Source organism: Pseudomonas sp. Pse35, from assembly GCF_024519715.1.
In the GTDB taxonomy this organism is placed as follows: Bacteria; Pseudomonadota; Gammaproteobacteria; order Pseudomonadales; family Pseudomonadaceae; genus Aquipseudomonas; species Aquipseudomonas paracarnis.
In genome coordinates this window covers 168687-194050 of sequence record NZ_JALJRP010000007.1, presented here as the reverse complement: position 1 = coordinate 194050, position 25364 = coordinate 168687, and the positions used below count along the sequence as shown (strand labels likewise).

The window sequence follows — 25364 nt, the reverse complement described above, 5'->3', positions numbered from 1 at the left end:
CAGTCGCCAAATAAGATGTAATGATAATTGCTCTCAATAACACTTCTGAGCTTTTCATGGGCATCGCGACTGACGGCCAGCAACAGCTTCACATCCTGTACCGCGACCATCATGGCTGGCTGCAAGGCTGGTTGCGCAAGCGTCTGGGCGACCGGGAACAGGCCGCCGATGTGGCTCAGGACACCTTCCTGCGCCTGCTGGTGGCCGGGCGCTTCCCGGGTGACAAAGAAAGCCGCAGCTACTTGGCGCAGATCGCCCGCAACCTGGTGATCGACCAATGGCGCCGCCTGCGCATCGAGCGTGCGTACCTGGAAAGCATCGCGCACCTGCCCGAGCCCGAGTCGCCGTCCCTGGAAACCCGCGCGCTGATCCTCGAAACCCTGATGCAGATCGACGCCATGCTCGATCGCATGCCCGACAATGTGCGCCGTGCGTTTTTGCTGTCGCAGTTCGAAGGCTTGAGCTATGCGCAAATCGCCGAGCGCCTGGGCGTCACCGTCAGCTCGGTGCAGAAGTACATGACCCGGGCCATCGTCGCCTGCTACCAGGTGGTGTACGAAGAATGAAGCGCGACGCGCCCATCGCCCCTGCGATTGTCGAGCAAGCCAGCGAGTGGTTGATGCTGCAATGGGGCGGCGAGCTCAAGGGCGAGCAGCGCCAGGCGTTCGCCCGCTGGCAGGCCGCTGACCCGGAACACCGCCGCGCCTGGCAGCGCTTGCAGCAGCTGCAACACACCCTTGGCGGCGTACCCGCCGACAGCGCTCGCGCCGTATTGCGCGACACCCCGGATACCCAGCGCCGCGCCGCGCTCAAATTGCTCGGCCTGTTGTTGGTGGCCGGTGGCAGCGGCTATCTGGTGCAACGCAGCGAGCCCTGGCAGGCGGCCTTTGCAGAGCTGCGTACCGCCACGGGCGAAATTCGCCATATGACCTTGAGCGACGGCACGCAACTGGACCTTAACAGTGACAGCGCCGTAGACCTGCGTTTCAGCGCTACCGAACGACGTATTCGGCTGATCCGTGGCGAGGTCTTGCTGACCAGCGGCCACGATGCCTCGCGCCCGCTGATCGTCGAAACGCCTGCCGGTGATGTACAGGCGTTGGGCACGCGCTTTGCGGTACGTGAATTGCCCGACGGCAGCCGTGTGGATTTGTACGAAGGTCGCCTGCGGGTCACGCCGTTGCAGGGCACGCCGGTGCATATGCAGGCAGGGGACAGCCTGTGGTTCAACGCACGCCAAAGCACCGCGTTGCCGGCAGTGAGCGCCAATGCCAGCAGTTGGACCGAGCATCGTCTGGTTGCCGAACGTCAGCCGTTGGGTGAGTTCGTGGCGCAACTGAGTCGCTACCGCCCGGGCCTGTTGCGCTGTGATCAGGCGGTGTCGAACCTGCTGTTGACCGGCGTGTTCCCGCTGAACGACACCGACGCGATCCTGGCGGCCTTGGAGCGTTCATTGCCCGTGCACGTGCAGGCGGTGACCCGTTACTGGGTAACGATCAAGGCGCGGGTCTGAAAATACTTTGTACAGGGCTTGTCGGTTTCTGCGGCCCGTTCGGGATACCTCTTGAAAGCCAATCAAGAAGCGTTCTCACGGGGAGTCCTGCCATGTCGCACCACCCAATCCAACCTTTGGCCCGCGCGCTGCGTCGTGGCCTGTTTGCCGGCCTGCTGGCAACGGCGCCTGTACTGCCGAGCATGGTTCAAGCCGAAGAAAGCACCGAAGCGCTGCGCAGCTATGACATTCCCGCGGGCAGCCTCGACCAGGCGTTGAACCGTTTCGCCAGTGCCTCAGGCATCTTGCTGTCGGTTGACGCATCGCTCACCGACGGCAAGCGCAGCGCCGGCTTGAAAGGGCGTTACGGCGTAGGTTCGGGGTTGCAGCGCTTGCTGGCGGGCAGCGGTTTGGCGGCGGTGCAATCCCAGGGCGGTTGGTCGTTGCAGGCCCTTTCCGGCGACGGAGCCTTGCAGTTGGGCGCGACCCAGATAAGTGGCCGGCAGGAGCAGGAAAGCGCCTGGGGCCCGGTGGACGGTATTGTCGCCAAGCGCAGCGCCTCGGGCAGCAAGACCGACTCGGCGCTGGTGGAAATTCCCCAGACGATCAACGTGATCACCGCCGCCGAGATCAAGGCACGTGGCGCCCAGAGTGTCACCCAGGCGTTGCTCTACACCCCAGGTATGAGCGCGGGTGGTTTTGCCGACCGAGTCAAATTGTTCGATGAGCCGACGTCACGCGGCTTCTCGCCCACGCCGCTGTACCTGGACGGTCTGCACCTGCCTTATGGCGGAGGCAGCACCGGGGGCGCGTTGCAGATCGAACCGTATTCCCTGGAACGCATCGAAGTGCTCAAAGGCCCGGCGTCCGTGCTTTACGGCCAGAACCAGCCGGGCGGTATCGTCAATATGGTCAGCAAGCGCCCCAGCGAAACGCCGATACACCAAGTGGTACTGGAAGCCGGCACCTACGAACACAAAAGCGCGGCCATCGACCTGAGCGGCCCGTTGGACGAGGAGGGGCAGTTTCTCTACCGCCTGACTGGCCTGGCGAATGACGCGCAAGACGAAATCAACTACGTCGAAAACAAGCGCCAGTTCATCGCCCCCAGCCTCACCTGGCGCCCCAACGACGACACCAGCCTGACCCTGTTCGCCCAGTACCAGAAAGATAAAGGCGTGCCCGAAGCCCAAGGCCTGCCGGCGTCCGGCACGCTGTGGGACAACCCCAACGGCAAGATCAAGCGCGATGTGTTTATCGGCGAGCCGGGCGTCAACCAGTACAACCGCGAGCAATACGTGCTGGGTTACGAAGTTTCCCATCGCCTCAACGACATCTGGACCCTTAAGCAAAACGCCCGTTACGCCGAGGTCGACGACCGCTACACCGCGCCCTTGCACGGCTACCGCTTTGTCGCCAACCCCAACACCGGCGTGCAGGACCAACGCTACCTGCAACGCTTCGGCGTGGACTGGTCGCAGACCAACAAAGTGTTCGGCGTGGACAGCATCGCCCAGGCTGAATTCGACACGGGCGCACTGTCCCACACCTTCATCGTTGGCCTGGACTACTACCATTCCAACTCGCAGTTCCATGGCCTGTATGACCGCAACCCGCCGATCATCGACCTGTTCAAACCGGTGTACGGCCAGCCCTTGAACTTCGGCCAACCGTACCGCTGGGACCGCACCATTACCCAGACCGGCCTGTATCTGCAGGACCAGATCAAGCTGGATAAATGGGTGCTGGTACTCGGTGGCCGCTATGACTGGGCGAATGTGGTGAACAAGGAGCCGATACAGGACACCCGCTTTGCCAGCAAAGACCAGGCATTCACCGGCCGTGCGGGCCTGGTGTACCTGTTCGATAACGGCGTGTCGCCCTTCGTCAGCTATTCGGAATCCTTCCTGCCGCTGGCCGGCACCGATGCGAACCGAAAACCCTTCGAACCGTCCACCGGCAAACAGTACGAAGTCGGCGTGAAGTTCCAGCCACCGGGCCAGAAGAGCTTCATCCAGGCCTCTGTGTACCAACTGGACCAGGAAAACGTGCTGACCACCAACCCGGTGGACACCACCTTCAGCACCCAAAGCGGCGCCCTGCGCTCGCGAGGTGTTGAACTGGAAGCCAAGGCCGTCTTGAGTGATGCCTGGGACGTGGTCGCCTCGGCTGCGCGCAATGACGTCAAATACACCAAGGACAACGATGGCCGCCAAGGTCGCCACCCGGCCGGCATCTCCCCACTCACCGCCTCGATGTGGGTCAACTACACGGTGCTCGGCGATACGCCCTTGGCAGGGTTGGGCGCGGGCCTGGGCGTGCGTTATGCCCGTCAAAGCCTGGGCGACGACTACGAAGGGGCTTTCAACGTGCCGTCCTACAGCGTCTACGATGCGAGCTTGAGCTACGACCTGGGCGCCTCGCCGCTCAAGCTCAAGGGCGTGAAGCTGGCGATGAACGTGCAGAACCTCAGCAACAAGACCTACGTCTCGCAGTGCACCAGTGATCTGGATTGCTACTACGGGGAAGGACGCACGGTGGTGTCGAGCCTGACGTACGATTGGTAACTTAGCGTTTAGGTGATATTTGCTGCGGCGCGCACCCTTCAAGGGTGCGCTCTGTTGCCGCCCTACACCAGGTCCGCTGCAAATCGTGTACACACATTGGAAAGCATGCGTACCTCGGCACCGCTACAGCCTGCCGCTTCGAAAAAGCCGGAGGCTTCTCGCACGACGGCATACATATCCGTGACGATGGACCTTGCTTCATCCGCCCCCAACCCAAAGCGTTCAGGCGTACTCAGCAAATTACTGACAGACGATACCCGGCCTTCATTGCCGATGATGAGCGCCTGCAAGCCTAGTTGGGTAGGGTGGGGCAACACGTCAAATACTGGCGCAAGGGAATAGCCCGAGGCGCTGGTCAGCAGCAGCCCGGTTTGTTTCAGGTGGTCGTCGCTATTGCCGATGAGCACATTGAAGGCCATGCGCTTGTAAAGCTCACGCATGTCAAAGGTGGCATCGTCGCTGACCTTCTTCAATACGTCGGCGATCCTGGAGTAGGAAACGGCACCGTCAGCCGCATCAACCCGCATTCTTGGCTTCTCCGTGCTTACCAGAGAGTTGCAGCTGACATAGTGCTCGCGACCAGCGGCTTCATGTCGGTCAAAACGCTCGACCATCAAGACCGGTTTGCCGGCGACCTCTACCAACTTGTGCTTGGCTGCGGGTAGACCTGCTGCATCCGCCATTTGAAGGCTGGCGAATTCCGCCCGTGGCTGGTCGAACACATCGTCGCTACGGCCGAGTTTAGCTATCCATTCCTTGCCTTCATGGGTCACGGTGACCTTCGGCCTGGCGCCGCCCATGGAACTCCCAAACTCGAATAACCGTGCGATTTCCGCAGGCAGGTCGACGTCACCCTTCTCGACTCGATCAAGGCCCACCATGATTTTCTCAAGGTCTTCAAATTGCGGGGGGTGGTGCAGGGTTGGCAGCTGACTTCTTGACGCACTGAACAGCAGGCAACCCACTCCTGCTCCCCGCGAGGCAAGCAGCCATTCAACTTCGTTTTGTGGATGCTGTTTGTGGGTCGCCAGCAGAACACGCCGACCCCAATTATCGGGCGTTGCATCGTCGAGCACACCAAACATGCGCGTCGAGGAATACTGGTTAGGGGTCAGTGGCAAACTCAGCGGGTCAATCGCAAATGCGTCGGGCCGTGCGAGCCAACTGTTGGCGTAGCGAAAAACGAATCCATTCCCATGCATGGCCACTTCGCCAACAGGGACCGGGTCACCGACTAAGTGAGCTGAAAAAACAAAGGCATTACCAATCGGCTTCCAGGACATCGTGTTCTCCTTCAGTGCGAATTCGCTCAGGCTCACGGGCGAGGCTCATGGTAATGCCAACTTGGTCAAGTTCTGGTGACGCAATGCTCGCCATACCTTCTTCCAAGTCCATCGCGCTAAGTACATTCATCAGCACGCCGAGGGATACGCCGGCCTCGCCCTGCCTCAGCCGCTGATACGTCTGCCGCGTAATGCCCGCGCGGCTGCATATGGTGGAGATTTTCAACCGGCGACGAATGCGGGCTACTTCGATACCGTTCCCGATACCTCTCATTAGCTCAGCGCTTCTCTCTGAGATGTACCCTTTGTGCGGGTAGGGTTTCGCTGTTTCTTGCATGATATATCACTCTTTAAAGCAATAAAGGTAACTTATATCATCCAAGCCTCTAAGGCCACCTGCAAAAAACCGGCTCGATGCTAAGGTTTTTTGTAGGAGCGAGCTTGCTCGCGAAAAACTCACAGGCGCCGCGTTCAATCAGGAAACACGCGTTGTCGTTGACGTTTTTCGCGAGCAAGCTCGCTCCTACAGGTGTTACCAAACTTCAAAGATTCTGCAAAAACACCACATACCCCCGAAACCACTCATTGCCCCGCAGATACCCCGGCTCTTGCCACTCCCCGCCCTGAATCAAGCCAATCTTGAACGGCACGCCCAGCCGATTCATCCGCGGCAAATACGCGGCATAGTCAGGGATGCTGTGCCGCCCCTGATACGTCTGCACCACCACTTCATCCACCACGCCTTTGAGCTGGGCGATGGCGGCCGGGTCGGCGTTGCTGCTCCAGTCCATCAGCCCGGTGATGCTCAGGCGCAGGTCGGCGGGCAGGCGTTGGCGCAGGTCGCGCAGGAAGTCGGCGTATTCGTGCAGGTATTGGGTGCGGGCATCGAAGTCGATCTGGATACCGACCACCGGGTTGCCGGCGTCACGCCAGCGTTGCACCTGGCCCAGCACCTGGGTGTAGACCCGTTCCGGCCAGCGCAGGGTGTGGGCGCGGTACACCACCCAGACGTCGCCTTGAGTAATGCGCGGCACGCTCATGCCCTGGGCGATCAGTTGTACACCGCGCTGGGGTGCGCGGCGCGTGGCGTTGATCTGGCCTTGCAGGATGTACAGGGTTTTTGCCTGCTTGATGACCGGCTGGGGCGTGACGCCACTCCACAGCCAGAAGGCGTCGTAGTCGCCTGCGTCAACGGCGCCAAAAGCCGGGCTTGCCAGCAACAGCAAGCCTAGCCACAGCGATTTCACCAGTAGTACTGCAGCGATTTGCCCCACTGGGTATCGGCAAAACCGCTCTTGAGTTGGCGGAACCATGCTTTGCGCACTGCCGGCGCAACGTCTTCGCCGCCGCAGCTGTTGTAGCCGGCCGGCGCGTAGCAGTTGATGGCGCGGAACAACGCATAGGCCTTGTCGGTTTTCGGCGCCTTGGCGTTGGCGATCACCTGTTTGTAGCCGTCCAGGCGCGAGAAGGTTTCACCCTTGAAGTCCGAGGCGGTACTGCCCAGGCTGCCGGCGGCGCGGGGTTGTTCCAACGGCATGCCGTCCAGGCCGTTGCGCAGGATGAATTCACCGAAGCAGTTCAACGCGTGCGGGTTTTTGGCCTCGTTCTGCAGGGTCGCCGCGGTTTGCGCGATGCTTGGGCACGCGTACCCAGATTCGGCCTTGTCGCCGTTCCATTGGAACAGCTTCAAGGTCTGGCCGCTGGTATAGGTGTAGCCCAGGCTGGTGCCGAGTTTGTCGTCAGAGAGCGAGGCCTGCTTGAGGTCATCGGCGAAGTTGGCGTACTGGCCGCGCAGCAGGTCTTTGTAGAGGAGCACGAATTGCGCGCTCTGACGCTCGATCGGGTCGCTGGCGTTGGCGATCTGCTGGCGTAGCAGGTCGGGGCCGGCGACGTTGCGCAGCAGGATGTAGCGCACTTGCTTGGCGCTGATCGGTGAGTCGGCGGCGAACACCTTGGCCAGTTGGCCGCTGCGCTCGTAGTTCATGGCCAATGCCAGCTCCAGCTGGTCACGTTGCAGCGGTTGCTTGGCCAGCGGCAGCAGTTGCAGCCACAGGGCTTCGGCGCCTTTCCAGTCCTGCTTGGCCTCCAGGGCGAGGGCGCGCAGGGTCTGTTGGCTGAAGGCGAAGTAATCCAGGCTCGATGGCACATCCGCAGGCAGGTGCTTCAAGGCCGTGTCGGGTTGGTGTTCGACGTACAGGGCATAGCTGGCTTGCAGGAAGTCAAACAGCGCGGGCTCAGTGGCGAAGGTGCTCTTTTGCTTATCCAGGTCTTCGCGGCTCAACAGCGGCGGGGTGTGGGCCCGCATCGCCATCAGGTCGCTGACCACTTGCAGCATCGGGCTGTTCGCGGCTTTGTTGCCGACCATCAGTAACTTGAGGTCGGCCTCTTCCACCAGTTCGTCCACGCTCACATTGCGCTGGGCGTCGGTGGCCTCGGTGAATTGCCAGGTGAAGTCTTCGGCAAGCTTGGCGTCGTCGTTCGCCAGCCAGTGCACACGGCGCAAGAGCCCACGGGCGGAGGCGACGTAATCGCCCTGTGGGTAAGTTTTCAGGTAACCGAGAAAGCCTTGCTCGGCATCGCTCAGGGCCGACTTATCCACATGCTCGCGTTGCGGCATGCCGTATTCGTCGAAGGCTTCGGCCTGGGCCTGATTCAGCGACGTACGCGCAGTCATGTACAGCGCCGTTTCCTTCAGCCACGGCACATCGCTGGTGGCGGCGGCGGCGAACCCGCGCTCGGCGTAATCGAAGCGCCCGCTGTAGAAATCGCCGGCGGCCTGCAAGTAGGTACGAAACAACTGAGCATTGGCCGACGGGGTCAGCTGCGCGTCCACCACCTGGCGGCTCCAGTCACAGGTGCTCAGTAATTGCAGGCGTGCTTTGACCAACACATCGCGCTCGGCGGGCGGCATCTGGGCCTTGATCACCTGGCTGATAAACGCCGTGGCGCTGTCATCGTCATTGCTGCGGCAACGGCTGCCTTCGCCATTGAGGAAGGCCTGGCCTGCGGTCTTGTACTCCTCGCGCTTGATACCCAGGGGCTGGAGCAAAGTATCGAGTTCGGCTGTGCGTGAATCGTCAGCCTTGTTGTCAGGCTCCTCATTCGTGGCCGGAGCCGGCACCAGGCGGTACACCGGAAACGGCACCGGGCCGAACCCTTGCGCCAAATCGTCTTCGCCCAAGGCATTGGGGGCCAGGGGTGCTGCTTTTTTGTCGGCCAGCAACAGGCGCAGGTTCACTCGGCTGTCGTTGCCAGGGCTGAGAAACGGCTGGTTGCTGCACGGCTCGTAGCTGTCACGCGATACCCGCCAGTCGGGGTAGCACGAGTCGTCAGAACTGGCCTGGGCCGGTAGGGAAAAACCGGCCAGCAGGGCCAGGGCCAGAGGTGACAGCAAACCGATACGCATAACGTTTCCTTGATCCTGAGTCCTTGGAGAAGGGGCAATAATAGCCTGATCCGGCGAGTGCTTCGGTGAAGGCCTACACAAATTGCTGATTTGTCCGATTCCAGCAGCGAGGCCAGGGCTTTTGGCCTAGAGTGGCGGTGTTTGCGCATGCGCAGTGTTTGTCCTGTAAGAGGGGCAGTAGTAGCGGAGTCGATATGCGTCGGTCTGTGGTAGAGCAACACGAAAAAGTCGAGGCATTGCCTGCCTTTCATCGCTTGAGCTGGGAGGGCGCCGGCTGGCTCAGCCGTTTATGGTGGGTACCGATCCTGGCGCTGGCCATGGCCCTGCGGTTTTACCACCTCACCTCGGCGGCGATCTGGGGCGACGAAGGCTCCAGCCTGTTGCTCAGCGAATACGCCCTGGCCGACCTGTGGTTTCACGCGGCCCATGATGTGCACCCGCCGCTGTACTTCTTGCTGCTGCGCGGTTGGATCGAGGTGTTCGGCGACAGCATCGGCTCAATTCGCAGCCTGAGTGCGATCCCCGGCGTGGCCGTCGTGGGCCTGGGCATCTGGCTGACACGGCAACTGTCCACCCGACGCGCAGCCGTGCTGGCGGGGATCCTGCTGGTTCTACTGCCCACTGCGGTGCGCTACAGCCAGGAAGTGCGTATGTATTCGCTGCTGGGCGTGTGGCTACTGGGCGCCACGCTGGCGCTGGTGTACTGGGTGAGGCAGCCCGAACGCGCGCGCTATTTGGCTGTGTATGTGCTGCTGATGAGCGCCGGCTTCTATACCCACTACTTCACTGCGCTGTGCGTGCTGGTGCATTGGGCGTACCTGGGGTTGCAGGCGCCGGGTCAGCGCTTGATCACGCGACCTGCCTGGTGGGTCGCCAACGTGGCGATAGTGTTGCTGTATCTACCCTGGCTGCCCAACCTGCTGGACCTGGTGCAGCACGTCGAACAGCTCAAAGTCGGCGGCGACATTGGTTGGGAAGAGCCGGTCAATCTGCTGTCGCTACCGTCGATGGTCTGGCAGTTCCTGTTGCAGGATGACGGTCTCGGCCTGTGGCCGCCGCTGTTCTGGCTGTTACCCCTGCTGCTGGCCGTGGTGGTTGTATCGACGGCCTGGCGCAATAACGCGGCGCGCCTACCGGCACTGTTTTGCCTGCTACCGGTGCTGCTGGTCTATGGCGTGTCCTTTATCTCGCCCGTGTTTATCGAGCGCTACCTCACGGTGTATGCGTTAGGCCTGCCGATAGTCCTGGCGCTTGCCATCGACCGTTTGCCGTCCCGTTTGTCCTGGCTGGGCGTGGCGTTGTTCGCACTGTTTGTTGGCGTAGAACTGCTGGGGTTAAAAAACAACTTCGAGGTGGATGAACACGACCAGTTCAACGTGCCGGTGGAGTTCGTCAATCGCAACTACCAGGAAGGCGACCGCATCGTCCTCAGCGACATGATGTGGTACCTCAGCTACGTGTATTACGACCAGACCGACGCCCAACTTCAGCTCTACACACCCCCCAAACCCGACGGGACTGCCACTCGCCCGAACGCCTATGGTTTCGGCACACTGGTGGACCAGGACGGTGGCCGCATCTATCTGGACCGCCTCTCAGCACTGCCTGCTCAAACGCGACGGGTATGGTTGATCAGCAGCAACGAAGCCCCGGATGAATTCGCGCCACTGCCCAACGGCTGGCGCGAACTCAGTCGCCAGGACGGCGGTGGCGCCAGGGCGCGGTTGTTCGTGCTATGCAACGCACCGGCGCCGCAACCTGAAGGCTGCCGCTAGACTCACTTCAACCTACTTATGAGGAACCCTCCATGGAATCGCCAGTGCACAGCCTACCGGCTTTGTTCAAACAGCTTGGCTTGCCGCACGACCCGGTCAGTATCGAGCAATTTGTCGCCTCTCATTCGCCGCTCAAGCCGGAGTTGAAACTGGCGGATGCGTTTTTTTGGAGCGACGCCCAGAAGGCATTTTTGCGTGAAGAGATTCTGGATGATGCGGATTGGGCGGTGGTGGTGGATGAGTTGAATCTGATGTTGCGGGGTGGACGAGGGGTGTAAAAAAATATCCAAATAAGGGCGAGTATGTAAAAAAAAATGGTGAGCGGTAAAAAAAACTGGGCTTTAATCGCCTAAGTGAATTTTTTCTGGAAAGCATCGCCATGCCAACAGTCGGATACGCTCATCTGTGTGAGGCGCTGGATCTAAAGGTTATCGCACCCTTGAGGACTGCGATGATCAAGCCGGTGACCAGGATTACCTTGATCGGCGACTGCCTGGCAGTTCCCCATTCGGTGGCGCCCGCCCAACATGCGCTGTTTGAGCATGTGTTATTTGCGCTTAAGCATGAAGGCGTGAACCTGGCGATACTTGCCCAGGTGTTTGAACAGCTCGGCCCAGAACCGTTTTTGGACGCGCTGGCCGACTCGCCTAACGGTGCGTTTATCCGAAAAGCCTGTTTTCTGTGGGAAGGCTTTACCGGGAAAATGCTGGATCACACCCTTCCTGTTCGTGGTCGCGTTGTTCCCTTGTTCGATCCCCAGCGCTATGTAACCGGCCCGAGCATTCGCAACAGTCGTTGGCGAGTGGATTTCAACGGTTTGGGCTCTTTGCATTATTGCGCCACCGTAGAGCGAACGCCTGAGCTGGAAGCGTTGTTGGCGCTTGATGTATTGGCTCGTGCCAAATCCTTCATGGCCACCCTCCCTCCGGAAATGATGGACCGCGCCATCCAGTGGGCATACCTGCACGAAACCCGCGACTCATTTGCCATCGAAAAAGAACAACCCAGCGAAGAAAAATCCCGCCGCTTCGTCCAACTCCTGCGCCAGGCCCACGAAGGCCGGTTGCTCACCGAGGACTACTTGGTCGAGCTGCAAAACAGCACCATCTCCAATCCGTTTGACAAAGCCGTCGCGTTTCGCCACGAACAGAACCATCTGCACAACGGGCTACGCGGCGCAGCCGGTGTGAGCTACGTGCCGCCAGCTCCCGCGCTTTGCCAGGAATTGATGGAAGAGCTGATGGCCTTCGCCAACCAGCCCGTGCGAGACGTCGATCCTTTAGTGGCGGCCGCGGTCACCGCTTTTGGTTTCGTCTTCCTGCACCCGTTCATGGACGGGAATGGGCGCCTGTCTCGCTTCCTGATTCACCAGACGCTCTGCCACTACGGCGCACTGGAAAATGGCTTGCTGCTACCGGTCTCTGTCGCCATGAAGCACGAGGAACAAGCCTATCTGGAGGCACTCAAGACCTTCTCCCAGCCGACTCGGGAATTCTGGAACGTCACCTGGCTGGACGCCGACCACATGGCGTTCGACTTCATCGGCCACCCCTCGATCTATCGCTACTGGGATGCGACCCGCTGCGTCGAATTCACCCTGCAAATGGCCCGCCGCGCACTGGAAGTGGAACTGCGCGAAGAAACCGAATTCCTCGACCGTTATGACCAAGTGATCAAAGCGGTGAACCAACGCTACGACGTGCGCGGCAGCGATCTGTCGAAGCTGGTGATGATGTGCCTGGATAACGGTGGGAAGCTTTCCAAGCATCGGCGTAAGCAGTTTCAGTACAGTGTGGCGGAAGAGGTGTTTGGGTTTATTGAGGAGGAGAGCTTGAGGTTGATGGGCGAGTAAGAGGTCATCCAGTCACGCCAGATGAGGCGTCTGAAAAAAAGGAATTCCGTATCTGAGTGATGTGATAAGCGCCTCAGATGTTTTGCGAGAGCACAGTGATGTGCAAATTGTCATGTTTATGGGGGCGTTGGTTGGTTTTACAGGCCTCAATTTTCGCATCCTGTGCCATGTTTTTTCTTCAGAAAAAATCAGTCAGGTGGCTTGTCTTTTTTCAAACCCCCTTACGACTTGTGCACATTATTCCGTCCGTTTCGCTCCTGTTGATTGGCGCTCGAGTTTTCCCGCATTACAACGTACTGGCAATGGCTGGATTGATCGCTGCGTCGGAGATTTTAAAAGTCTGGAGCGTGTGGCGATGGAGCAAAAAATGCTGACGCTGACCTAATGTGGGAGCGGGCTTGCCCGCGAAGGCGGCGTGTCAGTCACTGAATATTCAACTGAACCACCGCTTTCGCAGGCAAGCCAGCTCCCACATTTTGTTTGTCGTATGGCGAATATCAGCGATTTGCTGATGCCTACCCTAAAACCCGCTTTACTCAAGCCACATCCCACCACTCATCTGCGAAATTGTTTCAAAACTTGACGATGCTCCATGCATCGACCATATTGATAGTTAGCAAACTAACTGTATGCGAACTATCCAGTGCCTCAATCCCTCGAACAACTCCAGATGAGCCTCAGCAGCAGCATGGTGGTGGGCGCCCGTAATTGGCGCAAAATCTGCCAGACCACGCTGGTGAGCTATGGCATCTCCGAAGCCTGCGCCGTGCCGTTGTTGATGATCGGTCGCTTGGGCGACGGGGTACACCAGGTCAAAGTAGCCCAGGCTTCCGGTATGGAAAGCCCATCACTGGTGCGCCTGCTCGACCGGCTGTGCGGTGACGGTTACGTCTGCCGCACCGAAGACATCCACGACCGCCGCGCCAAGGCCTTGAGTCTTACCGAGCGTGGCCGTGAGCTGGTGCAGGCGGTGGAGGCGCAACTGGTGCGCCTGCGCAAGGACGTGTTGGCGGATATCGCCCCCGACGATCTGCAAGCGGCACTGCGTGTATTGCGCGCCTTCGAAGCGGCCGAGGCTGTGTCGCCTTGAACGGATTTTTTACCGGCTTCCCGCCTGCCCGCGATTGGTTCTACGGGGTGCGTACTTTCGCCGCGTCGATGATCGCGCTGTATATCGCCATGCTCATGCAGATGCCGCGTCCGTACTGGGCGATGGCCACGGTGTATATCGTATCCAGCCCGTTTGTCGGCCCTACCAGTTCCAAAGCCCTGTACCGCGCCATCGGCACCTTGATGGGCGCGGCGGCGGCGGTGCTGTTTGTGCCGATGTTCGTGCAGTCACCCTACATTCTGGTGGTGGTGATTGCGTTGTGGACCGGCACCTTGCTGTTTCTGTCCATGCACCTGCGCACCGCCAATAACTACGCCCTGATGCTGGCCGGCTACACCTTGCCGCTGATTGCCTTGCCGGTGGTGGATAACCCCTTGGCGGTCTGGGATGTGGCGGAGGCGCGTACCGAAGAAATCTTCCTCGGCATCGCAGTCGCAGCGGTGGTGGGCGCGATGTTCTGGCCTCGGCGGCTGATGCCGGTGTTCGATGGCTCGGTGGCCAAGTGGTTCAGCGACGCGCAGGTCTATAGCCAGCGCTTTCTCAGCCGCAAGGTCGACCCGCAAGAAGTCAGCAACCTGCGCGGCGGCATGGTCGCCACCTTCAACACCCTTGAATTGATGATCGGCCAGCTGCCCCACGAAGGCGCACGCCCGCAGACGGTACGCAACACCAAGGAACTGCGCGGGCGCATGATTCACCTGCTGCCAGTGATCGACGCTTTGGACGATGCGGTGTACGCCATTGAGCACCGTGCGCCAGAGTTTCTCGATCAGCTCACGCCGCTGCTGGAAGATGCCAGCGCCTGGCTGCAAAGCACCACCGAAGCCGCGCCACTGGAAAGCTGGCGCCTGCTGCGCGACAAGATCGACGCCGCTCAACCCCAGGGCGAAGCGCTGGATGACCGTCATACGTTGCTGTTCTCCAACGCCCTGTACCGCCTGGGCGAATGGGTCGACCTGTGGCAAGACTGTCGTAGCCTGCAAGCCGCCATCCAGTGTGAAAGCCAGGACACCTGGCGCGCCGTCTACCGCCACTGGCGCCTGGGGCGGCTCACGCCGTTCCTCGACCGTGGGCTGATGTTCTACTCGGCGTTCTCCACCGTGACCGCGATCATTGTCGCCTCGGTGCTGTGGATTTTGCTGGGCTGGACCGACGGCGGCAGCGCCGTGATCCTTGCCGCCGTCGCCTGCAGCTTTTTCGCCTCGATGGACGATCCGGCACCGCAGATCTACCGGTTCTTTTTCTGGACCGCCATGTCGGTGCTGTTCGCCAGCTTGTATCTGTTTCTGGTGCTGCCCAACCTGCATGACTTCCCCATGCTGGTGCTGGCCTTCGCCGTGCCGTTTATCTGCATCGGCACCCTTACGGTTCAGCCACGCTTCTACCTGGGCATGTTGCTGACGCTGGTGAACACATCGTCGTTCATCAGCATCCAGGGCGCCTATGACGCGGACTTTCTCAACTTCGCCAACGTCAACCTGGCCGGGCCCGTTGGCCTGCTGTTCGCGTTCGTGTGGACGTTGATCGCCCGACCCTTCGGCGCTGAATTGGCGGCCAAGCGCCTCACCCGTTTCAGCTGGCGCGACATCGTCAGCCTCACCGAGCCCGCCACCCTGGCCGAGCACCGGCACATGGCCGTACAAATGCTCGACCGCCTGATGCAACACCTGCCGCGCCTGGCCCTCACCGGCCAGGACACTGGCATCGCTCTGCGCGACCTGCGCGTGGCGCTGAACCTGCTCGACCTGCTGGCCTACTCGCCACGCATCCTCGGTGTGCCACGGGTGTTGCTCAACCAGGTGGTGGAAGGCGTGGGCGGTTACTTCAAGGCCTGCCTCAAGGCGGGTGAACGCTTGCCCGCGCCCAGCGGTCTGCTGATGACCCTGGACCGCACGCGTCGCGCCCTCAATGGCCAGGGCCTGCAAGACGAAGACGACACGCGCCTGCATCTGCTGCACGCCTTGGCCGGCCTGCGTCTGGCGCTGTTGCCCGGTGTGGAGTTCATTGGCGGTACAGAGATGCAAGCGCCGTTACCTGATGGAGCGCCTTTATGATCGGTGACCTGGATATCAGCGGGGTGTTCCTGCCCACGCTGCTGGTGCTGATGGGCATTACTTATGTGTTGTTTCTGGTGGTGCACGGGCTGTTGACGCGCATGCACTTCTATCGCCTGGTCTGGCACCGGGCATTGTTCAATGTGGGGCTCTACGCGCTGTTGCTGGGCGCGGTGGACTCACTCAGTCGATATTTGATGACATGAAAAAACCTTTTTTGACTATCGGCCGTGTCGTCCTGACGTTGTTGATCGTGAGTTTCGCGGTCGTCGTTGTGTGGCGCATGGTCATGTACTACATGTTTGCGCCCTGGACCCGTGACGGCCACATCCGTGCCGACATCGTGCAGATCGCCCCGGACGTTTCCGGGCTGATCCAGCGCGTTGACGTGCGCGACAACCAGTTGGTGACCAAGGGCCAGGTGCTCTTCGCCGTCGACCAGGACCGCTTCAAGCTGGCCCTGCGCCAAGCCCAGGCCGCCGTGGCCGACCGCCAGGAAACCCTGGCCCAGGCCCAGCGCGAGTACAAGCGTAACCGTGGCCTGGGCAACCTGGTGCCCAGCGAGCAACTGGAAGAGAGCCAGTCCCGCGTCGCCCGCGCCCAATCGGCACTGGCCGAAGCGCAAGTGACGGTGGACTCCGCCCAACTCAACCTCGACCGCTCGGTGATCCGCAGCCCTGTGGACGGCTACGTCAACGACCGCGCACCGCGTACCCAGGAGTTCGTCACCGCCGGCCGCCCGGTGCTGTCGGTGGTAGACAGCAACTCCTTCCACATCGACGGCTATTTCGAAGAGACCAAGCTCGACGGCATCCACGTCGGCATGGGCGTGGACATCCGTGTGATCGGCGACAACGCGCGCCTGCATGGCCACGTGCAGAGCATCGTCGCCGGTATCGAAGACCGCGACCGCAGCAGCGGCTCCAACCTGTTGCCCAACGTCAACCCGGCGTTCAGCTGGGTGCGCCTGGCCCAGCGGATCCCGGTGCGTATCGCCTTCGATGACGTGCCGGCGGACTTTCGCATGATCGCCGGGCGCACCGCGACGGTGTCGATCATCGACGACAAGGTCAAAGACGGGGACAAACCATGAAGCGGCTTCTGGCAACCGCTTCCCTGGGGTTGTTGCTGTCGGCCTGCCAAGTGGTGGGGCCCGATTACAAACTGCCGGAACAGGCCGCCGTCAACCGTGGCGACCTGCAAGGGCCGATCATGGGCGAGGGCAGCAACGTCGTCTCGGCACCGGTGCCGGCCGATTGGTGGAAGCTGTACAAAGACCCGCGCCTGGACGAACTGGTGCGCCAGGCCATGGCCTCCAACACCGACCTGCGCGTGGCCGCCGCCAACTTGCAGCGCTCGCGTTATCAGGTGCAGCAGGCCGAATCCGCTGGCGGCTGGAGTGCCGGCGTCAAGGCCGAGGCCCAGCGTTTGCAGGAATCTGGCGAGGCCTTCTTGCTGCCGGACAAAGTCCCGGTAGGCAATATCGGTAGCGTCGGGATTACCACGTCCTATCAATTCGACCTCTTCGGCACCTTGCAGCGCGGCATCGAAAGCGCCCAGGCCAGCGCCGATGCCACCCAGGCCGCGGCGGATATCGCCCGCATCACCCTGGTGGCCGATGTGGTGCGCTCCTATACCCAGGTGTGCGCGGCCAACGAAGAACTGGCGATTGCCAACGAGTCCCTCGACCTGCAAGCCCAGAGCACCAAACTGACCCAGCGCTTGCGAGATGCCGGGCGTGGCGATGAGACCCAGGTGACACGTTCGCAAACCCAATACAAATCCCTGCGTGCCGACATACCGCGTTATGAAGCCTCGCGTCAGGCGGCGCTGTTCCGGCTGTCGATGTTGCTGGCCAAACCTGTCGACCAACTGCCAGCCGGCACGGGCACCTGTGCCGAGCTGCCACATATTGCTCAACTGCTGCCGGTAGGCGATGGCGCCACGCTGCTCAAGCGTCGCCCTGATGTGCGCCAGGCCGAACGCCAGCTGGCCGCCGCCACGGCGCGTATTGGCGTGGCGACCGGCGCGTTGTACCCGGATATCAGCATCGGCGCCACGGTCGGCACCGTCGGCCTGCTGGAAAACCTCGGCACGCCTGCCACCAACCGCTGGGGCTTTGGCCCGATGATCAGCTGGACTGTACCGACCAACGGCGCTCGCGCCCGCGTGCATGAAGCTGAAGCCGCGACCCAGGGCGCCCTGGCCCACTTCGACGGCGTGGTGCTCAACGCCATCCGCGAAACCCAGACCGGCCTGGCCCAATACACCGCCGTGTTGCAACGCCGCGACGCCCTGGCCGACGCCGAACAGTCGGCGCGAGAAGCCGCCGGCCAGACCCATCGCTTCTTCCAGGCCGGCCGCGAATCCTTCCTGGCCGACCTGCAAGCCACGCGCACCTACACCGATATGCGTGCGCAACTGGCGGCGGCCAACACCCAGGTTGCCATGAGCCAGATCGACCTGTTCCTGGCCCTGGGCGGCGGTTGGGAAAGCGGACGAACGCAAGGGGAAAAACCCGGCAAACCGTGAGGTGATTGCTATGCTTTCTTGGGTGAGGCCCGCTGGCGCCTCACCCGACAAAGCTCGCGTTTGCTCATGGGGATTCCAAGAATGAAAAACCCTTATGCTCCCGCTTTCTGGTGCGTGCTCTTCGCACTGGTTTTGTTATCGGCCGCGTATTTTTACGGCGTCATGCTCGCCCATCAACTCGACAAGGCCATGGTGTTCCTCGACAGCGCCTGCCTGGTGATCGGCACCTTGTCCATCGGCGTGGTGGCCTGGGCGTCGTATCAAAACCAGCGCGTGAAGAAAAAACTCCTCGAACAGGGCAAGACCCGCGTGGCGATCTGGGACACCAAGGTCGCCCTGCGCCGTGTCGAAACCGTGTTCGATCGCTATTTCTGGGGCAGTTACTGGCAGCCGGGGCGCACGTTCCAGGAAGTCATGGGCGACCTCACCGGCACGCCGCTGGAAAAAAGCCTCGAAATCCTGAAAAAACAATGTGTGCTGCTGGATCGGCAGGTTGCCGACGGTAGGCACTGGCTGGATAACGCGCGGGAATTGTCCGACGTGGCCACGCAAATGGCCCGCGAGCGCTACCAGCTGGACTTTTGCGACCCCAAGGCCGACACCCCCGGCAATGCCGTGATACATCGCGAGTTCGAGGTGCTGGTGTACACCTGGACCGCACGCTTGAAGAGTTTTGATCACCAACTGGATGAAGTCGAACAGGAGTACTCCTGAACTCCTGCTGAACTGATCCCTCTGAAAGGTTGGGCCGTTTACGCCCGCCAGTGCTAATCTTCCCCAGCCTTTGGCCACACGGGCCACGACTGTAGGAGCGAGCTTGCTCGCGAAAGACGCCAACGATAACGCGGGCATTCTGAATGAACGCGGTGCCCATGCGTTGTTCGCGAGCACGCTCGCTCCTACAGGAACCCCTACAGGGTTCAAGGAAGACAGCCCACTTCTCACAGGATTTGATCAGGTCACTTCATGAATAAGCCAGCCGTTGTTTTCTTGGGTTTTGTTGTCGCCGTCGGCGCCGTCAGTGCGGGCGGTGCCTGGTACACCGGTAAACAACTGGAGCCGGTCCTGCAAACCGCTATCCAGAGCGCCAATAAAGAACTGCAGACCTCCATGGCCGGCGTCGATGGCAGCGTGACCCTGGAGCTGGTGTCCCTGGACCGTGGCGTGTTCAGCAGCACCGCGCACTATCGCCTCAAGGGCCAAGGCAGCGTGTTCGGCGAAGACAACCCGAACCCCGAATTGCTGTTCGTCGACCATATCGAACACGGCCCGCTGCCGTTCTCGCGCCTGGTGACCCTCAAGTGGTTGCCGGTCATGGCCACCAGTCACTACGAACTGGAAAAGAACCCCACCACCGAAAAATGGTTCGCCGCCAGCAAAGACGTGTCGCCGCTCAAAGGCGTGGCGAATATCGGCTATAGCCGTTCGGTCAGCGGCAACATCGAATTGCTGCCCCTGGAGTTCAAGGACGCCACTTCCTCGGTGAGCTTCTCCGGCGCCAACCTCAACTTCGACAGCAGCGCCGAAGGCCAGAAGGTCAAGGCCGAAGGCTTCATGAACAGCCTCAAGGTTGCCGCAGTGGACGCCGAAGGCGCACCGTTCGAAGCGGAGCTGGCCGGCCTGACCGTCGCCAGCAACCTGGAAAAAACCACCTTCGGTTTCTACACCGGCCAGAACACCGTGGAGCTGACCGACACCAAGGTCACCTTCGGCCCGCAGAAAGCCGTGCTGACCCTCAAGGGTTTCGAGCAGAAAGACTCCAGCGAAACCAAGGACAACAACCTGGCTGGCCGCGTCGACTACAAGATCGACGAGATCGGCTACCAGGGCAAAGCAGTCGGTTCGGCCGCCATGGCCGTGAGCATGAAGAACGTCGACATTCCGGCGATGCTGGTGCTGACCAAGCTCTACCAGGACAAGATGCAACCGGTGCAAGCTGCCGCTGCTGCCGGTCAACCGGTGCCGGAGCTGCAAATGACCGAAGCCGAGCAAGCCCTTGCGGAAGCCAACGTCAACCAGGTGCTGGCCGCCAAGCCGCAACTGGCCGTGGAAAACCTGTCGCTCAAAACCACCCGTGGCGAAAGCAAGTTCAACCTGGTGGTGGACCTGGCCAAGCCAACGTCCATGGAGCTGCCGCCGGTTGAACTGGGCAAGCAAATGGTCTCGCTGCTGGATGCCAACCTGACCCTGTCCAAGCCGATGATCAGCGACGTGGCGGCCCTGCAAGCCCAGGTGGGCGGCGTGACCGACCCGCAAGCCATCGAACAGCAATCGCAGATGGCGGCTGAGATGGTCAGCAGCATGGCGGTCGGTACTCAACTGGCGACCCTGGTGGGCACCGACGTGGTTTCCAAGCTGCACTACGCCAACAACGAGGTGACCTTCAACGGCCAGAAGATGACCGTTGAGCAGTTCCTCAGCTTTGTGATGTCCAAAGCCGGTGCGGTCAGCGGCGCCCAATAAACCTGAAATGCGATAAAAAAATGTGGGAGCTGGCTTGTGTGGGAGCTGGCTTGCCTGCGATAGCATCGCCCCGGTCTGGCTGGACGACCGAGGTGCCTGCATCGCGGGCAAGCCCGGCTCCCACACAAACCCGGCTCCCACTTTTGTTTTGTGTGAGGGCAAAAAATCGCGGTCGTACAATTCTGAACAATTGTTCTGAATTGTGCTTCCCCCTACTTCCCTAAGGGATAGTTCCTACAGGAAAGCTAGGTCGGGTCCCGAGACGCCGACACCCTGAAGCGTTTCGCTCAGGACCATCTATCGTTAGAGCTTTCCGTGTGTAAGGAAGCTCACGACATGCTGCGAAACCACCCCTACAGTGCCTCAGGCCGGTTGCGTCTGCTTATCGGAGCCGCACTGTGCAGCCAATTGCTGGTCCCAGGCCTTGCATTTGCCGACCCTGCCTACGACGCTCTGATCATCCAGGCCCGCAACGGTCACTTCACGCCGGCGCTGACCCAACTTCGCCAACTCTCCGCCGAACGCCAGACCCCAGGCCAGGTCAGCGACCACCTGGTGATCGCCGGCTGGGCCGGGCAAGATGCTGAAGTGCTCAAGGTTTACGAGGCGCAAGGCAAGCATCGCAACCTCACCACCCAGGCACTCGCCACGGTGGCGCGCACTTATCGCAATCAAAAGCAGTGGGCTCAGGCCGAAGCGGTCTATCGCCAGGCGCTGCTGCGTGAACCCAATAACGTCGACCTGCAACTGGGCCAGGCCCTCACCCAGGCCGATGGCGGCAAAGCCAACGAAGCGGTACAACGCCTGCGCACGCTGGTGGCGGCGCAACCCAATGACCCCAATCGCCGCATGGCCCTGGGATATGCGCTGACACGTGCCGGCCTGAACTACGACGCGCTGTTCGAATTCGACCAAGCCTTTATCCGGGCGGGCGATAAACCCGAAGTGGCGCGTGAATACATCGTTGCCCTGCAAAAGGCGCGGCTGCCGGAGCCGGCACTGCGCCTCTCGGCCAAGCGCCCGGGGCTGGTGGACGCAGTCACCCAGCGCCGCCTCGAAGGTGACCTTGCCGCCGAGCGTGTGCGCATGGCTGAGTTCGCCACACGCAGCGAGAAGGAACGCTACGTCATCGCAGACCGTGCCCTGCAGGACTACGACAAACTGATCAGTCGCTGGGCGCCGGACGCCACAGCCAAGGACGACGTCATCCGCTGGCGCATTGACCGCCTGGGCGCGCTCAAAGCGCGAGCACGGCATGCCGAGGTGATCCGCGATTACCAGACCCTCACTGGCGAAGGCGTGCAACTGCCTACCTACGCGTTGCGTTGGGTTGCCGGCTCTTACCTGGAACAGCGCCAGCCGGAAAAGGCCGAGCCGTTGTACCGCCAGGTACTCACCGCCCCCGACACCGATGCCAGCTATCGGGTCGATGACAGTACGGCGCTGTTCTACGCCTTGTTGGAAAGCGACAAGGTCGAAGAGGCTCGCCAGGTCGCCAACAACCTGGCCAAGGAGCAAAACCCCCGCGTTGAGCTCAAGGGCTTGCCCATTGGTAACCCCAATGACAACTGGATGGACGCCCAACAATTATCCGCCCAGGCCGGTACCTATGGCGGTGACCTGCCCGGCAGCGAAGCCAGCCTGGAAGCCCTGGTGGCCAAGGCACCGGGCAATGTGGGCCTGCGTCTGGCCCAGGCCGACATGTACCGCGCCCGCGACTGGCCGCGTCGCGCCGAAGGCACGCTCAAGGAAACCGAAACCCAGGCTCCCCGCGATATCGGCCTGGAAGTCTCCCAGGCCTATACCGCCATGGACTTGCAAGAATGGCGGCAGATGGACGCGCTCACCGACGACGTGCTCGCCCGTAACCCGGACAACCGTCAGGTGCAGCGCCTGAGCCGCCTGCGCGATGTGCACGACATGGCCGAGTTGCGTGTCGAGGCCTACACCGGCAAGAGCTACGGTGGCGGCAATAACAACGACGCTGGTGCCGTCTCCGGCAGCCGAGACTGGGGCATTGAAAGCGTGATCTACACGCCTCCCATCGACGAAGACTGGCGCCTGTTCGCCGGTGCCGGCTATGCCACCGCCGACTTCCAGGAGGGCACTGGCCAACATCGCTGGCAGCGCGTGGGCGTGGAGCGTCGCACCCGTGACATGACCATCGAAGCCGAAGTGTCCAACCATTCCTATGGCGACGGTTCCAAGCAAGGCGCCAGCGTGTCGATTGCCCGCGACATCAACGACCACTGGCAATACGGCGGCAGCCTTGGCTATTTGCTCAGCACCACGCCGTTGCGGGCCCTGAATGACGGTGTCACAGCCAACGGCGGCAGCGGTTTTATCCGCTGGCGCGCCAACGAAAGCCGCGAGTGGAAACTGACCCTCAGCCCGTCCCATTTCAGCGACGGCAACGACCGCTTCGAAGCATTGCTCACCGGCCGCGAGGGCCTCTACAGCTCGCCCCATGTGCAAGTGGACCTGGGCCTGGAAGTGGGCGCCAGCCGCAACAGCAAGGAAGACACCGTGTACTTCAACCCGAAGTCGGACTTCACGGTGTTGCCCATGATCAACGTCAATCACGTGCTCTATCACCGCTACGAAACCCAGTGGAGTCAGCAGTTCCAAATCGGCGCGGGTACCTACAGCCAGCGTGACTACTCCACCGGCGGTATTGGCCTGATTGGCTACGGCCAACGCTATCGCTGGAATGACGTACTGGAAATGGGCGCCAACCTCAGCCTGATCAGCCGACCTTATGACGGTGATCGCGAACGCGATCTGCGCCTGCTCGTCGACCTCACTTACCGTTTCTAAAAGAGCCTGACCATGACCGTCCTCAGCCGTTGCTTGTTGGTCCTGGGTGTAATGCTGGCCGCCGCCTGCGCCCAACAACCCGCGCCCTACACCCCACCCGCCGAACGGCCGATAGCGCCCAACGAAGCGCCGTGGCCGAAGAACCACTTTTTGGGCATTGCCTATCACGACGTAGAAGATCGCGACCCCGATCAAGCCGTGGTGGCGGTGCGCACCGAGCGTTTGGTCGAGCAGCTGGCGTGGCTGCGTGAAAACGGCTACCAGGCGGTCAGCGTCGACCAGATCCTGGCAGCCCGGCGCGGCGGCCCGGCATTGCCGCCCAAGGCGGTGATGCTCAGCTTCGATGACGGTTATTCCAGCTTCTACACCCGCGTGATGCCGATTCTGCGTGCCTACCACTGGCCTGCATTGCTGGCACCGGTGGGGTCCTGGATCGACACGCCGTTGAACCAACCGGTGGATTTTGCCGGTACGCCACGACCACGGGGAGAGTTCCTGACGTGGCAGCAGATTCGCGAGGTGTCGCAGTCTGGCCTGGTGGAAATCGCCGCCCACACCGACGCCAATCACAAAGGCATCCTGGCCAACCCCCAGGGCAACCTGGAACCGGCCGCCACCACGCGAAGTTTTGACCCCAAAACCAACGGCTACGAAAGCGAAGCGCAGTTCCAGGCGCGTATGCGGGCTGACGTCGCCGCGATTTCGAACAAAATCCGAACCGTCACCGGCAAGGCGCCGCGTGTATGGGTGTGGCCGTACGGGGCCGCCGATGGCACCTCGTTGGCGGTGGTCGGCGAGCACGGCTACGAGATGGCGCTGACCCTGGAAGACGGGCTCGACGACCTCGGCAACCTGATGAACAGCCCACGCTTTCTGGTGGCCTCAGACCCGGACGGCGAGCATTTTGCCAACAGCATGGTCGCCGTGCAGACCAAAGCGCCGATGCGCGTGCTGCACGTAGACCTGGACAACGTGTACGACCCCGACCCGGCCCAACAGGCGCGCAACCTCGACGTGCTGGTTCAGCGCGTGGTGGACATGGGTGCTGGCACCGTGTTCCTGCAAGCCTTCGCCGACCCCAAGGGCGACGGCCTGGTGCATTCGCTGTACTTCCCTAACCGTCACCTGCCGATGCGGGCCGATCTTTTCAACCGTGTCGCCTGGCAGTTGCACACCCGTGCCCATGCCAGTGTGTACGCCTGGATGCCGGTGCTGAGTTTTGCCCTGGACCCCAAGCTGCCGCGTGTCACCCGCTGGGACCCGGAAACCGGCCAGGTCGGCCCCGACCCGGATCAATACAAGCGCCTGTCGCCGTTTGATCCCAAGGTGCGGCAGATCATCGGTGAGATCTACCAAGACCTGGCGCGTGTAGGGCCGATTGACGGCATCCTTTACCACGATGATGCGGTGTTCAACGACTTCGAAGACGCCAGCCCCGCAGCGCTCAAGGCCTATGCGGCCCAAGGCCTGCCGGACACCATCGCCGCCCTGCGTGCCGACCCGGCCGTGATGCAGCGCTGGACCCGTTTCAAAAGCCGCTACCTGATCGACTTCACCCATGAGCTCACCGCCAAGGTCCGCGCTATCCGTGGGCCGCAGGTACTCACCGCGCGCAATATCTTCGCCGAGCCGATGCTCAACCCTGGCAGCGAAACCTGGTTCGCGCAGAACCTTGATGACTTCCTCCAGGCCTACGACTGGACCGCGCCGATGGCGATGCCGTTGATGGAAGGCCAGGAAGTGAAGACCTCCAACGCCTGGCTGGAAAAACTCATCGCCACGGTCAAGGCGCGCCCCGGCGCCATGGAAAAAACCATCTTCGAATTGCAAGCCAAAGACTGGCGCACCCAGGCCGCACCGGATATCAGCGCTGAGCAATTGGCAGAGTGGATGGGTGTACTCAAACGCCAGGGCGTCACCAGTTTCGGCTACTACCCGGACAACTTCCTGGAAAACTCCCCGGACTTGAAAACTATTCGTCCGGCCCTCTCCAACCAATGGAACCCTTGATC

Annotated in this window: 20 protein-coding genes; 16 read left to right on the top strand and 4 right to left on the bottom strand. The window is 61.3% G+C overall.

What is annotated here, in order from left to right; genetic code table 11:
- Window positions 1-56: 56 nt before the first annotated feature.
- The 3 genes from OC445_RS09290 to OC445_RS09280 all read left to right on the top strand — a co-directional run bounded on the left by OC445_RS09290 (window position 57) and on the right by OC445_RS09280 (window position 4059).
- On the top strand, window positions 57-566 hold the full coding sequence (locus OC445_RS09290) for a sigma-70 family RNA polymerase sigma factor (protein WP_019819531.1): 510 nt from the start codon (window positions 57-59) through the stop codon (window positions 564-566).
- Window positions 563-1513 carry a FecR domain-containing protein gene (locus OC445_RS09285; RefSeq protein ID WP_198790408.1) on the top strand — a complete coding sequence of 317 codons (951 nt, stop codon included), beginning with the start codon at window positions 563-565 and terminating at the stop codon, window positions 1511-1513. Before OC445_RS09290 ends, OC445_RS09285 begins: the two co-directional genes overlap by 4 nt.
- Before the next feature lie 92 nt (window positions 1514-1605).
- Entirely contained in the window at window positions 1606-4059 is a 2454-nt protein-coding gene (locus tag OC445_RS09280; protein WP_198790409.1) for a TonB-dependent siderophore receptor, read from the top strand.
- 62 nt (window positions 4060-4121) lie between these two features.
- On the opposite strand, the gene OC445_RS09275 is transcribed toward OC445_RS09280, so the two are convergent.
- From OC445_RS09275 to OC445_RS09260, 4 genes are all read right to left on the bottom strand, one after another.
- Window positions 4122-5342 (bottom strand): type II toxin-antitoxin system HipA family toxin, encoded by a 1221-nt coding sequence (locus tag OC445_RS09275; RefSeq protein WP_198790506.1) that lies wholly within the window; start codon window positions 5340-5342, stop codon window positions 4122-4124.
- Entirely contained in the window at window positions 5320-5679 is a 360-nt protein-coding gene (locus OC445_RS09270) for a helix-turn-helix domain-containing protein (protein WP_198790410.1), read from the bottom strand. The genes OC445_RS09275 and OC445_RS09270 overlap by 23 nt, the downstream gene beginning before the upstream one ends.
- Window positions 5680-5884: 205 nt before the next feature.
- Complete coding sequence (locus tag OC445_RS09265; protein WP_127880576.1) at window positions 5885-6589, bottom strand: DUF3142 domain-containing protein; 705 nt, start codon at window positions 6587-6589, stop codon at window positions 5885-5887.
- On the bottom strand, window positions 6586-8748 hold the full coding sequence (locus OC445_RS09260; RefSeq protein ID WP_262020069.1) for an outer membrane assembly lipoprotein YfiO: 2163 nt from the start codon (window positions 8746-8748) through the stop codon (window positions 6586-6588). The genes OC445_RS09265 and OC445_RS09260 overlap by 4 nt, the downstream gene beginning before the upstream one ends.
- A gap of 194 nt (window positions 8749-8942) precedes the next feature.
- Between OC445_RS09260 and OC445_RS09255 the strand changes: the two genes are divergently transcribed.
- From OC445_RS09255 to pgaB, 13 genes are all read left to right on the top strand, one after another.
- On the top strand, window positions 8943-10523 hold the full coding sequence (locus tag OC445_RS09255; protein WP_198790412.1) for a glycosyltransferase family 39 protein: 1581 nt from the start codon (window positions 8943-8945) through the stop codon (window positions 10521-10523).
- A gap of 32 nt (window positions 10524-10555) precedes the next feature.
- Window positions 10556-10801, top strand: coding sequence for a DUF2789 domain-containing protein (locus OC445_RS09250; RefSeq protein ID WP_057977813.1), 246 nt, complete (start codon window positions 10556-10558; stop codon window positions 10799-10801).
- 101 nt (window positions 10802-10902) lie between these two features.
- Entirely contained in the window at window positions 10903-12375 is a 1473-nt protein-coding gene (locus OC445_RS09245; protein WP_057977815.1) for a Fic family protein, read from the top strand.
- Between the two features lie 100 nt (window positions 12376-12475).
- Complete coding sequence (locus OC445_RS09240) at window positions 12476-12760, top strand: hypothetical protein (protein WP_125919887.1); 285 nt, start codon at window positions 12476-12478, stop codon at window positions 12758-12760.
- 285 nt (window positions 12761-13045) lie between these two features.
- A complete protein-coding gene (locus tag OC445_RS09235; RefSeq protein WP_034125424.1) occupies window positions 13046-13465 on the top strand; it encodes a MarR family winged helix-turn-helix transcriptional regulator in 420 nt (139 codons plus the stop codon).
- Window positions 13462-15540, top strand: a complete 2079-nt coding sequence (locus tag OC445_RS09230) for an FUSC family protein (protein WP_089042755.1) — start codon at window positions 13462-13464, stop codon at window positions 15538-15540. Before OC445_RS09235 ends, OC445_RS09230 begins: the two co-directional genes overlap by 4 nt.
- On the top strand, window positions 15537-15746 hold the full coding sequence (locus OC445_RS09225; RefSeq protein ID WP_003187469.1) for a DUF1656 domain-containing protein: 210 nt from the start codon (window positions 15537-15539) through the stop codon (window positions 15744-15746). Before OC445_RS09230 ends, OC445_RS09225 begins: the two co-directional genes overlap by 4 nt.
- Window positions 15743-16633 (top strand): efflux RND transporter periplasmic adaptor subunit, encoded by an 891-nt coding sequence (locus tag OC445_RS09220; protein WP_032878498.1) that lies wholly within the window; start codon window positions 15743-15745, stop codon window positions 16631-16633. The genes OC445_RS09225 and OC445_RS09220 overlap by 4 nt, the downstream gene beginning before the upstream one ends.
- Complete coding sequence (locus OC445_RS09215; RefSeq protein WP_032894227.1) at window positions 16630-18072, top strand: efflux transporter outer membrane subunit; 1443 nt, start codon at window positions 16630-16632, stop codon at window positions 18070-18072. The genes OC445_RS09220 and OC445_RS09215 overlap by 4 nt, the downstream gene beginning before the upstream one ends.
- An 81-nt stretch (window positions 18073-18153) precedes the next feature.
- Window positions 18154-18786, top strand: coding sequence for a hypothetical protein (locus tag OC445_RS09210; RefSeq protein WP_054896844.1), 633 nt, complete (start codon window positions 18154-18156; stop codon window positions 18784-18786).
- Window positions 18787-19038: 252 nt separating this feature from the next.
- Entirely contained in the window at window positions 19039-20535 is a 1497-nt protein-coding gene (locus tag OC445_RS09205; protein WP_034125427.1) for a YdgA family protein, read from the top strand.
- A 336-nt stretch (window positions 20536-20871) separates the two neighbouring features.
- A complete protein-coding gene (pgaA, locus tag OC445_RS09200) occupies window positions 20872-23352 on the top strand; it encodes a poly-beta-1,6 N-acetyl-D-glucosamine export porin PgaA (protein WP_089042756.1) in 2481 nt (826 codons plus the stop codon).
- Window positions 23353-23364: 12 nt separating this feature from the next.
- Entirely contained in the window at window positions 23365-25362 is a 1998-nt protein-coding gene (gene pgaB, locus OC445_RS09195; RefSeq protein WP_198790414.1) for a poly-beta-1,6-N-acetyl-D-glucosamine N-deacetylase PgaB, read from the top strand.
- Window positions 25363-25364 lie beyond the last annotated feature (2 nt).